Genomic DNA, 12,256 nt, shown 5'->3' on the forward strand with positions numbered 1-12,256 from the left:
AAGTGAAAGGACTATAGTGCACCATACCCTGCAAGCAGACCTATCGGTAGAAGCAATATCCATTGCGGCAATCTGACGAACACTCTGCTGCCGAAGAAGTACCACCCCACTACCACAAATACCATGGAGAATAGAATGTACAAGATACCCAGCAGCTGAGTGGGAAAATAGTATGCATTGAGACCGTACCATCCCACATAGGTGAGCATTAATGCCGTTACAAGTAAAGTGACGGAAACGAGGTGCCAACACGCTAGCAGTGTTGCTTTTGGGACGTCATCAAGATCTGACTTTAAAAATGGTCTGATTGGATCGATTTGACCAGCAAACAAATGTACTAACGACGTAAATACACCAAGTAAGCCCGCGCTCAATATCCATATATTCATAACACCCTCTCCGTAAGCATATTGTCTGACTACAGTAGCAAATATATCTGCGGTGCGAGTAGAGGCGAAAGTGTGCTTTGAAGCACACTATTTGACGAGAACACAACGCAAACTAATCGCGTTTGTGTTCAACGTCCTAGATAAGTAAAGAGAGCACTATCGTCTAACAGCAACAAGAGCCGTGCAGTCGCCAAGCCCGCCTGCTAGATAGCTATAAAACATGGTGGCGTTTTCAGAAATATATCGTGCGACTTGCTTATGTTCTTCACCAAAGCGTTCCGCAGTAAAATCGCCATGCATCAGGTAAAAAACGCTATCAACATGGGGACAGCTTTCATCGCTTAAGAACTGCGCCAGCTTCTCTTTGTTGTTAAACGCCAGCAACTGGTTGTCATCGTCAGCGAGGTAACGAATATCAGCCACATCCACATTGTTGGGAAATTCGCCCGTCTCGAACTTCTGTTTAATGTTCGCAATCACGCTTTCAGCGCAACTAGCTTGTTTGTCGATAGTTTCAACACAAGCGGCAATACACCCAAGGTCTTGGCTCCAATGCTTAACCAACGCGGTTTGGAGAGGTGATGCACCAACCACGAACAACAAATCTAGCTTGAGTGTTGACAGAACTTCATCGCTTAACTCGCTGAAAGGGATAAAATAATCAACATCTAACAAAGTAGACTTTTGAGGCGCGGAAATGCCAATCTTAATCGGCTCTTCTATGTCCTCTAGTGGTTCAAACATCATTACTCCAACTACACATATTCCTCGGTAGCGCAGTGTCTACCGTACTCCCGATAAGAATACATGCTTAACCGTCATCGGGGAACCATTCTAACCATTGATAGCGCATTTCTTTATAACTGAGAATGCTGTGCATCGACATCCATCGCGGTAACTTGAGCATGATGCTCGACTCCTGACCACTCCTTTTTACTGTATCCAAGCAATGCATGCTTATAGCGGTCAACCAAGTTAGATAACAGTGAACGTACATTATGTGCGTCTTCTAGAGCAAACTCGACACCATAAGCGGTATGCGTACCAACGGTTTGCTTATTGCGAACATACCCAGACAATAAAGGAAGAGAGTAATTCCTCTGACTATTGGTTCTCACTTGCAAAGACACTTTCTTTCCAGACTCAATATCCAGTCCTAGGGATGACAACACAAACTGGCAGCCACTTTTCGAAATATTCTTCACCTGACAAGCAACGAGCTTATCATCGATACACAATGTCGCACTCAGTTTGACGTCAAATCGAAGCTCTTTTCGCAATGTGGAGACATCCATCATCTGCGGTATCGTCACCACCATCATAGGCACTGGTTGTTTTAACACGCTTTCAATTTGTGAACGAAACTGAATCGCATATCCTTCACCTTGAGTCGATACCACATGCAAGTGCAGCCAAAAACCTTCTTGGAAGTAGACTTGGAACTGGATGCGATTGACCTCTGGAAGTTCAAGCAAAATACGGTGATTAGAATGTTTAGCAAGAAACTTGGTGCGACAAGAGAATGTGGCACCGACAGGCGTAGTAATCGTGAGCATAACTTCACTGCCATGCTCGATCATCGGAAGAGCTTCTGCGTTATGCATTTTAGTCGAGACGTTGATTTGTGCAGCTTTTATCATAATAGCGGCATCCTATTTTTATCGTTGTAGTTATAGTTTTTTATGCAAGCCAAACTGCTTATCAATGATGCATCGCGACGCTTATCATCAAGAGATAACTAAGGATACTCTGCATCTTTTTATGGCACCAACCTCACATAATTTTGCTTTTATCAACCAGCGAGAAAAGCGCAGTCAGATTTTTCTTACGCGGATTTAAAGCTTGATTTTCGTCAATACAAACTCACCTCTAACGGCTATATTTTCTGGGAGTTTAAAGTGAAAACTCAACGGACAAACGTTCTTAAATCACCTTTTGTATTTGTAAGCCCTTTTATTGGAAATGTTCTTGGTTTACCTAACAAGAACCTTGTCTATTCGAGAGATAGCACCATGATTAGCAAAGATTACTTGCCACCTAATACGCCAATCGTCTCCAACTATATTGTTGTTGATGATATCGCAGCATTCACCCTGTTCTTAACATCAACGTTCCAAGGTCAAATCGTCAGTGAGCAAAAAGACTCGCAAGGGTCACTTGTTCACGCCAATGTGCGCATTGAAAACGCAATTCTCTCCGTACATCAATCTCAACAAGCACAAGACAAAACACAAACATCTTTGTTGATTTATGTTGAAAACGTCGAAGCGGTTATTGCTCAAGCATCCAAGTATGGTGTAACTGTTAAACATCAACCGAGTGACAACAGTGCGTTCGAACATACCGCATGTATCGCGGACAGCTGGGGTAACTTGTGGTGGCTTGCAAGCTACGTAGGCAAGTAACTCCCTTTCACCAATGCAAAGAAGCGAGCTAAAGCTCGCTTCCCTTCCATCCTTGCTGTGTGCTAATCCACAATTAGCGCCCAAACGAGAAAGATAGCTTTCTTGCCATCTTCTGCATCTGTTCACTCTGCCGATAAGCGCTTCTAATCCGTGCAAGTGACGGTTTCTCTACATACTTAGTTAATACACTCGCAATGGCAATCGACACAAGAACCGCCGCGATGATACCCAGAATCGGATTTATGCCCAATTGATAGGTATAGTTGATGATGACATAACCGATGTTTTGATGAACAAGATATAAGGAATATGAAATGGCACCAAGCGCCACTAATGGTCGCACACTCAATATCGGCAATCTATTGCTTGTGGCGAGGAAAAACACCGCATAGAAGCCAGCAAAAATGCAAAACTCTCGCCACGAATAGATCGCTAATGATGAAAGCAACGTGAGACAAAGAGTCAACATGATTCTTCGCTTGTCACCACCATCACTCATCAAGCGATAAAAACAGATACCAGCGAGAAACATTGGCAGATCTCGCATCAAAAGTATCTTGTAGATCGGCGCAGGAATATCGAGCACGCCCAAAGAATGAAGCACTGAGAAGAAAATGATCACCAAACTGTAACTCTCAACGCTATCCAATCGTGATGTCAAATACAGGGTAAACATCCAAAAATAGAACGTCAGTTCGACGGTCAGCGTCCAGTAGACGCCATCAACATGGGGAACCAAAAGATACTCGTGAAACATCAGCACATTCATGATGGCTTCGGTCAATGCCACTTCCCTGCCAGGTAAACCAAACAGAGAGACGACAGCAAAAGTGACAAACAGCGCCGCCCAATATACTGGATAGAGTCGAGAAAACCGTGACACGATAAAGTCTAACGGTCTTTGCGTTCGATTCAGAGTCCAAAAAATAACGAAACCACTGATCATAAAGAACAGCTGTACGCCAAACTCTGCAACCTGAATCCAAGCGACACTCATCTCAGGATGAGAGTAAATCTCGTCATAACGATAAATGTAGTGATAAAGTACCACGCAAAAAGCCGCCACCCCTCTTAACGCATCCAGCTCTAGTAACCTGTGCTTACTCATACAACCTCAATATAACTAAATACTATTAGGCCCATACTAAAGCAAAGTGTTTGGAATATTTAACTCAGCCAGCACCAATAAATTGATTTATCAAAAATAAGACAACCCAACACGAGATGTCAGTTTATCGGTTAAATACGCACCACGAAGACCATTTGCCTGACATGGTTCAAAGGCGACTAAATCCACCGTTTTTCCTCCTAAAGTAGGAACTTTTTGCAGCTAAGGAAGCATATCTCCCACCAGCAGGTTAACACTATGATGAAGTTAACAAGGGTTTTGGTCTTACCAAAACAGTGACTAACCAGACCATGGAAAGAGCAGCACTCTACTATGTCTGACTTCGAGGTGAACTATGATTTACGCATACCCTGGTAGCGACGGCTCTGTCGTATCTTTTAAATCTCAGTATGAAAATTTTATTGGCGGCGAATGGGTGCCACCTGTAAAGGGCGAGTATTTTAATAACTCGTCACCGGTAACTGGTGAAGAGTTTTGCCGTATTCCACGCTCATGTTCACAAGATATCGACCTCGCGATTGACGCCGCGCATGCGGCAAAAGAGTCTTGGGGAGCAACTTCTGTGCAAGAACGATCAAATATCTTATTGAAGATCGCCGATCGTATTGATGCCAATTTAGAAGCATTGGCAGTGGCAGAAACTTGGGAGAACGGCAAACCCGTTCGCGAAACTCTCGCTGCAGATATTCCTCTAAGTTCGGATCATTTTCGCTACTTTGCTGGATGCATACGAGCTCAAGAAGGAAGCGTATCAGAGATTGATAATGGCACGGTGGCTTACCACTTCCATGAACCTATTGGTGTTGTTGGACAAATTATACCTTGGAACTTCCCGTTACTTATGGCGGCTTGGAAAATTGCACCAGCCCTTGCGGCTGGCAACTGCATTGTATTAAAACCCGCAGAGCAAACACCAGCCAGTATATTACTACTGATTGAGTTGATTGAAGATCTATTACCGGCAGGTGTTTTAAACGTAGTTAATGGTTTGGGGCAAGAAGCAGGTGAAGCGCTCGCAACTAGCACGCGCATTGGCAAACTCGCATTCACTGGTTCCACATCTGTCGGGCACCATATTTTGAAATGTGCCGCTGAAAACCTCATTCCGTCAACCGTTGAACTCGGTGGTAAATCACCCAATATTTATTTTAACGACGTTGTCCAACATGAAGATGAGTATTTAGACAAGTGTGCGGAAGGCTTTGTACTGGGTTTCTTTAACCAAGGCGAAGTGTGTACTTGTCCATCCCGAGCGCTCATTCAAGAAGATATCTTCGACCAGTTTATGCAAAAAGTGCTGGAAAAAACCAAACAGATTGTGCGTGGCAATCCACTCGATACCTCCACAATGGTTGGGGCTCAGGCTTCCCAAGAACAGTTTGATAAAATCATGAGCTACCTCGATATTGGGAAAAACGAGGGGGCAACAGTGCTGACTGGCGGAGATCAAGAGACGCTAGGTGATGCACTCAATAATGGTTTCTATATTCAGCCAACGATCCTGCAAGGTGATAACTCTATGCGTATCTTCCAAGAAGAAATTTTTGGTCCCGTAATCGCTGTCACGACCTTTAAAGACGAAGCTGAAGCACTGGCTATCGCTAATGACTCCGCCTACGGTTTGGGTGCTGGCGTATGGACTCGTGACACCAATCGCGCTTACCGGATGGGCAGAGGTATCCAAGCGGGCCGTATCTGGACAAACTGCTACCATCTATACCCTGCGCACGCCGCATTTGGAGGCTATAAAAAATCAGGTATCGGTCGTGAAACCCATAAAATGATGCTCGATCACTATCAGCAAACTAAGAACCTACTCGTTAGTTATAGCACTAGCCCACTCGGCTTTTTCTAACGGTATCTTTTCGTCGAGCGGCTCAAGTCGCTCGACGGCACTTCTCCCTAGCCATATCTTTTTACTTAAAAACCTCAATACTGTTTCAGCAAACTGATGCAAACCCACAGTCTCAATCGCCAATGACTACATACTTTCATCATTTCAGTTAGCAAAATCTCCTTCAATATATGCAAAATAGTTAATTTAACGCTATTTTAACATCTCAGTTTATGGATAAGTTCTTGTACCACCTCGAGAATCGAAAACGGTATCCACAGGAATAGGTATGGCTAAAACGAAAACCAAGCAGGCAGTGAGTGTAATACTCGACCCGGTTCAAGCAAGTCAAGATATACATCAACAACTTGGCGCTCCCACAGAAGGCTTTGTGTTGTTCTACTGCTCAGCAGTGTATCCGCTCGAGCAACTGGCTAACGCAATGGAGCAGCGCTTCACTCACGTCGAACTCGCTGGATGCACAACTGCGGGAGAAGTGACACAAAATGGTTACCAACAACATTCGCTCGTCGCGATCTGGTTTAACCCTGAATACTTCGCTGTTAGCAGTACAACAGTGAAATCCATCGATCAGTTCGATCTCATTCAAGCGCAACGCATAATCAACCAACTATTAGAAAATTGCCATACTCAAAGTGACCATCATGCCCGCTACGCCCCGTTTTTGATGACGTTAATTGATGGCCTCTCTACGCGTGAAGAAGAGTTTTTAAACACGTTAAATTCTGCCGCGAATGGCATCCCCCACTTTGGCGGCTCTGCTGGCGATGACATCAATCTCGCCAACACGCATGTGTATCATCAAGGGAGTTTTGTACACAACGCTGCGGTCGTGATCATGTTCAACTCACGCTGTATGTTTGAGGTATTTAACAGTCACCACATCGATAGCTGTATGGAAAAAATGGTGGTCACTGCCGCCGATCCGCTCTCTCGAACCGTTTACGAACTGAACTCTGAACCTGCCGCCAATGAATACGCCCGAGTTCTCGGTATACAAGTCTCAAGCCTAAGCCCTGAGGTTTTCTCTCTTTACCCTTTAGCGGTAAAAATCGGCAGCAACTATTATGCTCGCGCGATTCAGAAAGTGAATGACGATCTTAGTCTGTCCTTTTACTGCGCCGTTGATACGGGCATTGTTCTCAGCGCAGTCGAGATGAGTGACATTATAAACACGCTAGCTGCACAACTAGAGGTTTTGCAGCAAAAGCTCTCGTACGCTGAAACCGTTTTGGCTTGCGACTGCGTATTGCGCAGATTAGAGATAGAGCAAAAAAAACTCACTCCTGCGATGGCGAACTTGCAACAACAGCATCGCATTTTTGGTTTTAACACCTATGGCGAACATATTAGCGGCATGCACCTAAACCAAACCTTTACAGGTGTCTACATCTCCGGTGAACTCTATGACTAATAAGGAGTTACAGCAAGAGTTAGCTCAATTAAGACAGCAAAATGAAAAACTCAAAAAGATCAACCGAGTACTGATGCAACGTATCGAAGAGAGTGGCAGCTTGGGTAATCAACCGTACGCCACTTTTGAACATTCAGTGCAGTTAGCCCAGCAAGTGCAAGACAAGACGCGGATCCTGAATGAAACGCTCGCGGAACTTGAACGCAGTAATCGCGCGCTAAAACAAGCCAACGAACAAGCCAACATCTTTAAACAACGTTTTATTGATGCAATAGAGAGTATTTCAGATGCGTTTGTCCTACTCGATAGCGACGGTCGCATTATTCTACAGAACAGCCATTTTCTAAATTACTGGAAAAAAGTAGGGTTAAAAACGGAGCAAGGGACCAACCTCAACGATTTTAAGGCTCTCGCCAAAACCCGCGGGATCATCTCGCAAGCCTACCCAGGTAATGCGAATCAAAACCCAGTCTACAAACTATCAGACAATCGATGGTTCCAACTCAGTGAACGCCGAACTCGCGAAGGGGGCTGGGTAATGCTCTACACCGACATTACCGCACTAAAAATGGCAGAAAGTGCTCGCTATGAACAAGCGATGGCACAAAAATCGAAGTTACTACAAAACTTGGTCGACAACCTATCTCAGGGCGTGATTATGATTAGTAGTCACAACCAAGTTGAGGTTTGGAACCAGCGGTTTATTGAGATGAGCAAGCTTTCACCACAAATGCTGCGCTCAAACCCATTCTTGCAAAACCTAACGGCTTCAACAGAGTTAGACTTGTCGTTGACAGACTCAACTCGCAACGATGCACATAAGGTGCAGAAACTCACTAATGGTACCGTCGTTGAAATGCGCAGCCATCGCCTGAGCAATGGCAAAACGATTAATACCTACACAGATATCACTGCCGCTCATCAATACGCTGAATCATTACGAGAAAGCGAAAGTCGATTGCGTCTGATCACCGATAATGTTCCCGCGATGATTGCGTATGTTGGGGCCGATTTGACGTTTCAGTTTACCAACAAAGTATATCAGGATTGGTATGGTAGAGAGAGCGGTGAGCGCTACGGTGTCGACTTAGTTAATCAGCGTGTGAATAGTCAGTTTGAACAACTGCAGCCTTATGTCACTCGGGCCCTGCAAGGAGAGAGTGTCAGCTTCGAAGTTGAAGAAAGTAATCACCTTGGTCAACCCGCTTATTTGCACAAATCTTACGTCCCAAATAGAGATGCTAATGGTTCGGTACTCGGTTTCTTTGTATTAGTACGAGACATCACGACACGAATCAAAAGTGCTATAGCGTTACAAAAGGCGCATGATTCTCTTGAAGTCAGAGTCAATGAGCGTACCGCCCAATTACAAAAGCTCAATCATGTATTGCAAAACGAAGTTGAGGAACGTCGACGCGTACAACTCAACCTAACCGCTGCCAAACGTGAGGCTGAACAGGCCAATGCCTCTAAATCTAAGTTTCTTGCCGCAGTGAGCCATGATTTGTTGCAGCCACTCAATGCAGCACAACTGTTTACCAGCACGCTAAGCAGCCAAATACCTCAACAAGCTGACGAAAAGTTAGTCGGTTCCATTTCAAACTCACTCGACGACTTAGAAAACTTAATCAGCACTCTAGTCGATATTTCTAAGCTTGATGCTGGTGTCGTCAAAGCGGATAAACATCACTTCAACCTCGGTGAGCTACTCATCAATCTGGTCAACGAGTATCAACATCAATCCGCGCAATTCAACGTAGCCTTAAAACATGTTCCCGTAAATGCCATCGTCCACTCTGACAGCGTTCTCCTCGCCCGTATCTTACGCAACTTTCTTTCTAATGCCTTTCGATATACCGACAACGGTAAAGTGCTACTTGGTTGCAGAAGAAAAGCAGACCACATCACTATTCAAGTGTGGGATAACGGTTCCGGTATCGCGCAGGACCAACTAAGTGAGATTTTCAAAGAGTTCAAACGCCTTAGTACATCACAAAAAGCATTTCGTAATGGCTTAGGGTTGGGCTTGGCAATAGTCGATAAACTATCCACGGTACTCCAGCACCCTATCGAAGTAGACTCAGTAGAAGGAAAAGGCTCAGTGTTCTCTGTCACCGTGCCGATTGGAGCGCCCGAGTCTGGGAAAAAAGAGCACACTCATATCAATCATGCTCTCGCTAGCACAGACTTAACCGGTCGTAAGATTTGGCTGGTTGATAATGATGCAAGTATCTGTGAGGCCATGAAGCAGTTACTGGGCAAATGGCAGTGCGAGGTGACGACTGCTGCCAGTTTTGAACAGCTACGCTCTCAAGTGAACCTCGGTTCGGACATAGTGGATCTTTTGATTGTCGACTACCACTTGGACAATGATGAAAATGGTCTGGACGTAGCTGTAGAAGTCAACCAACTTAGAGAGAAGCCATTACCAACATTAATGATCACCGCCAATTACAGCGATGAACTCAAAGCTCAAGTCAAAACTCATGGCATATTGCTGCTCAACAAACCCGTCAAACCAATGAAACTAAAAACCTCAATTTTCTTCTTGCTAAAGTAGAGAGAAGAATTTCACGTCGCAGTTTTCCCTATGCGCAAACCAGTGACAGTGTTCTGAGCTCTGCATAGTGACGTCATTGGAGTAAAAATCCGCAAGTTTGAACGGCTACCTTTTAAGGTATTGGTTAAAATCAATACCGCTACAGCCCAATACCGCTTGAACGCGATTGGTAACACCAAGCTTTTTAAGAATAGAAGAAACATGAGACTTAACGGTGGTTTCAGAAACATTAAGATTATAGGCAATTTGCTTGTTCGCTTCCCCTTTGGTCATACATTTAAGCACCATCAGTTGGCGACGAGTGAGGGAAGAAAGCATCTCTGGTAAAATTGGTGAGTCATGCTTACTTGTCGACGTTGACTGAGCGCGCAGAATATCGGCAGGTAGATATACATTGCCCTCTAAAACCATAGAGATCGCATCAGAAATCTCATCTTTAGATGAAGACTTTGAAATAAAGCCTACAGCGCCATAGGCCATAGTTTGGAGTATGATCTGTTTATTGTTCTCCGCTGAAACCACCACAACTGGTGTGGTCGGGCATTCACTGATAAGGTCAAGTAACCCATTTAACCCCGACATTCCCGGCATGTTCAGATCAAGCATGATTAAATCTAAGTCTGGATGCTGTTTTGCAACGGCTAGTGTCGTGGCAATATCTTCCGTCTCTTGCGTGGCGCAATCAGGGAATTTTTCAGCCAAAATATGAGTAATGGCATCTCGAAATAACGGGTGATCGTCTGCGATCAAGACCTTGTACATAACGATAGAGCCTCTCGATTAGTTGAGCTATTAATCAGCTTAACTGATTGAGATACGGTGGCAAGCTAACCTACCTCATCCATTAGTCGTAAAACACCCTTTATAGATCACAAATAATTAACAAACTCACTTCGGTGACTCTTGGACAAAAAGAGAGCCACTTATTGACTCTCCCTTACTGAACACTGGACTAGAATTTCGCTAGTTTTTCTTTGAACGTCTCAAATGAGCAGAAGCCATGCTTATCGGTTGGGCAATCAGCCATTTCTAAAGTGACATGCTGAGCTGGTGTTTTTAGATTTAACGGTACCAGATTGCGAATTTGGTCGCTGGTTTGATAAATATACTCTAATCTCACTAGCTCTTGGCCTTTTGGACTTTGCCAACGTTCAATAGCAATCTTGCCGCCAATTGGCGTATTTTCAAAGGTATCAGGTAATACATAAGGTTTAACGTTTAACGCAGAAAGTAGCGAAACGACGTTAGAATCGTGCCCCACCAACACAGTAAGTTCTTCTTCACTGCCTGTTTTCATTGTTTTGTCGACATAGTCTAATAGCGGCTTAGCTACATGCTTGGCTACTAGAGGCGCGCCAAATAATACTTCACCGTATTTGTCTTTAATTTGAGCAAGTTCTAACCACTCTTTGTTATTCTTAATTTTACCCCAAGCCACATCTTCCATTGGGTAACCATCATAGTATTGCAGTATAAATGCATCAGAGATAATCGTACCTAAGCGCAGTGGACCATTAATCCCAGGCTCTTTGTCTTTGTTAAAAGATAAAGTTGTAGGGATTTTTGAGATATCACAGATTCCGGTCTCTTTACAAGCAGGCGAGTCTTTGTAATCAACGATTTTATTTAGCAAATCATAAGCAGGCTTAAGCTCTTTATTCATCCCTGCAATGCCTGTAGAACTTGCTTCTTCTTCCATTGCTTTTAAGCCCGCTTTCTTAAATGCTTCTGAGCCGTCTCGAATCACAGGACTAAATGTGTAATCCATCGTATCGATTGCTTCGCGATTCTCGACAGGAAGATTACATCCAGGGAAAGCGCCAGCGGCAAAGAACTCACCAGTTGCGATAGTGCGTTGTTTACTATTGGTGTAAACCGTCACTTGTTCAGCTTTTGGACATACGTTTTTCTCAAAAAGACCATTTTGCACTAGCCAGTCTTTTATGTAATGACCAAAATACGCTTCAAGCACTTGTCCTTTTGGGGTTAACCAGCTGCCTTTAGTTTCCCAAGCAGGAAACGCATAAGCGCTCGATTTACCCAGTGTACTATCACCAGTTGCAAGTGGTGCTCGTAAACCGTGGCGGCTTACCAACACCACCTGTTCCAAGGTGTATCCTTTAGGCGCTGGATTACTATTACCAGCACTTTGTGCAAGTACGGCCGTTGAACAGAGAGCGAGCAAGGTGCCAAGCGCGACTTTGTTGTATTTCATAGTGTGTTCCCATCTGCTGGATAATTAAATAACTCACTACTCCCGCCTGTTATAAAACATCAACGCTTGTTTAAACTGATTGAGGTTACATTGAGTTTCAAATTTTATGCGATGTAGCGTGCCTTATTGGCTTATTATTCAATCACTCAGCAAACAGAAAAAATTATACCTAGATCACGCTTAACCAGATGCTCCTAACTGGCGAAAAAACCTTTCAGTTCACGCAATGTGAAACCCAAAATATTTCTATGTAGCCAGTCTCCCTTTCATTGTGATGAAGATTGACGAG

10 protein-coding genes are annotated in these 12,256 nt (G+C 44.1%); 4 read left to right on the top strand and 6 right to left on the bottom strand.

Translation table 11 applies throughout. The features are described 5' to 3' along the window. Positions 1-11: 11 nt before the first annotated feature. The 3 genes from GZK95_RS19165 to GZK95_RS19175 all read right to left on the bottom strand — a co-directional run bounded on the left by GZK95_RS19165 (position 12) and on the right by GZK95_RS19175 (position 2,029). Positions 12-389: a hypothetical protein gene (locus tag GZK95_RS19165; RefSeq protein ID WP_075710161.1), complete on the bottom strand. Its 378-nt coding sequence runs from the start codon at positions 387-389 to the stop codon at positions 12-14. 156 nt (positions 390-545) lie between these two features. Next, positions 546-1,136: a hypothetical protein gene (locus GZK95_RS19170; protein WP_161987235.1), complete on the bottom strand. Its 591-nt coding sequence runs from the start codon at positions 1,134-1,136 to the stop codon at positions 546-548. A gap of 110 nt (positions 1,137-1,246) precedes the next feature. Further along, positions 1,247-2,029, bottom strand: a complete 783-nt coding sequence (locus tag GZK95_RS19175; protein WP_075715787.1) for a PilZ domain-containing protein — start codon at positions 2,027-2,029, stop codon at positions 1,247-1,249. Positions 2,030-2,401: 372 nt separating this feature from the next. On the opposite strand from GZK95_RS19175, the gene GZK95_RS19180 reads away from it, so the two are divergent. After that, a complete protein-coding gene (locus tag GZK95_RS19180) occupies positions 2,402-2,794 on the top strand; it encodes a VOC family protein (RefSeq protein WP_075715786.1) in 393 nt (130 codons plus the stop codon). 73 nt (positions 2,795-2,867) lie between these two features. Here the strand turns inward: GZK95_RS19180 and GZK95_RS19185 are convergent, their stop codons facing one another. Further along, a complete protein-coding gene (locus GZK95_RS19185) occupies positions 2,868-3,902 on the bottom strand; it encodes an acyltransferase family protein (protein WP_075715785.1) in 1,035 nt (344 codons plus the stop codon). A gap of 355 nt (positions 3,903-4,257) precedes the next feature. Here GZK95_RS19185 and exaC point away from each other — a divergent pair, with 355 nt between their 5' ends. The 3 genes from exaC to GZK95_RS19200 all read left to right on the top strand — a co-directional run bounded on the left by exaC (position 4,258) and on the right by GZK95_RS19200 (position 9,752). Then, on the top strand, positions 4,258-5,778 hold the full coding sequence (exaC, locus tag GZK95_RS19190; RefSeq protein ID WP_075715784.1) for an acetaldehyde dehydrogenase ExaC: 1,521 nt from the start codon (positions 4,258-4,260) through the stop codon (positions 5,776-5,778). A 268-nt stretch (positions 5,779-6,046) separates the two neighbouring features. Continuing rightward, entirely contained in the window at positions 6,047-7,192 is a 1,146-nt protein-coding gene (nosP, locus tag GZK95_RS19195) for a nitric oxide-sensing protein NosP (RefSeq protein WP_075715783.1), read from the top strand. Continuing rightward, positions 7,185-9,752, top strand: coding sequence for a hybrid sensor histidine kinase/response regulator (locus GZK95_RS19200; protein WP_075715782.1), 2,568 nt, complete (start codon positions 7,185-7,187; stop codon positions 9,750-9,752). The genes nosP and GZK95_RS19200 overlap by 8 nt, the downstream gene beginning before the upstream one ends. A gap of 105 nt (positions 9,753-9,857) precedes the next feature. On the opposite strand, the gene GZK95_RS19205 is transcribed toward GZK95_RS19200, so the two are convergent. Both GZK95_RS19205 and agp read right to left on the bottom strand, forming a co-directional pair. After that, positions 9,858-10,514 (bottom strand): response regulator transcription factor, encoded by a 657-nt coding sequence (locus tag GZK95_RS19205; protein WP_075715781.1) that lies wholly within the window; start codon positions 10,512-10,514, stop codon positions 9,858-9,860. Positions 10,515-10,704: 190 nt separating this feature from the next. Continuing rightward, complete coding sequence (gene agp, locus GZK95_RS19210; protein ID WP_075715780.1) at positions 10,705-11,967, bottom strand: bifunctional glucose-1-phosphatase/inositol phosphatase; 1,263 nt, start codon at positions 11,965-11,967, stop codon at positions 10,705-10,707. Positions 11,968-12,256: the final 289 nt, after the last annotated feature.

The sequence above is a fragment of the Vibrio panuliri genome (assembly GCF_009938205.1).
In the GTDB taxonomy this organism is placed as follows: Bacteria; Pseudomonadota; Gammaproteobacteria; order Enterobacterales; family Vibrionaceae; genus Vibrio; species Vibrio panuliri.

What these genes read in the sequence shown, in the direction of transcription:
- GZK95_RS19200 (WP_075715782.1), top strand. Translation starts at nt 7,185, where the DNA reads ATGACTAATAAGGAGTTACAGCAAGAGTTAGCTCAATTAAGACAGCAA.
- GZK95_RS19205 (WP_075715781.1), bottom strand. Translation starts at nt 10,514, where the DNA reads ATGTACAAGGTCTTGATCGCAGACGATCACCCGTTATTTCGAGATGCC.
- GZK95_RS19180 (WP_075715786.1), top strand. Translation starts at nt 2,402, where the DNA reads ATGATTAGCAAAGATTACTTGCCACCTAATACGCCAATCGTCTCCAAC.
- nosP (WP_075715783.1), top strand. Translation starts at nt 6,047, where the DNA reads ATGGCTAAAACGAAAACCAAGCAGGCAGTGAGTGTAATACTCGACCCG.
- agp (WP_075715780.1), bottom strand. Translation starts at nt 11,967, where the DNA reads ATGAAATACAACAAAGTCGCGCTTGGCACCTTGCTCGCTCTCTGTTCA.
- exaC (WP_075715784.1), top strand. Translation starts at nt 4,258, where the DNA reads ATGATTTACGCATACCCTGGTAGCGACGGCTCTGTCGTATCTTTTAAA.
- GZK95_RS19165 (WP_075710161.1), bottom strand. Translation starts at nt 389, where the DNA reads ATGAATATATGGATATTGAGCGCGGGCTTACTTGGTGTATTTACGTCG.
- GZK95_RS19170 (WP_161987235.1), bottom strand. Translation starts at nt 1,136, where the DNA reads ATGATGTTTGAACCACTAGAGGACATAGAAGAGCCGATTAAGATTGGC.
- GZK95_RS19185 (WP_075715785.1), bottom strand. Translation starts at nt 3,902, where the DNA reads ATGAGTAAGCACAGGTTACTAGAGCTGGATGCGTTAAGAGGGGTGGCG.
- GZK95_RS19175 (WP_075715787.1), bottom strand. Translation starts at nt 2,029, where the DNA reads ATGATAAAAGCTGCACAAATCAACGTCTCGACTAAAATGCATAACGCA.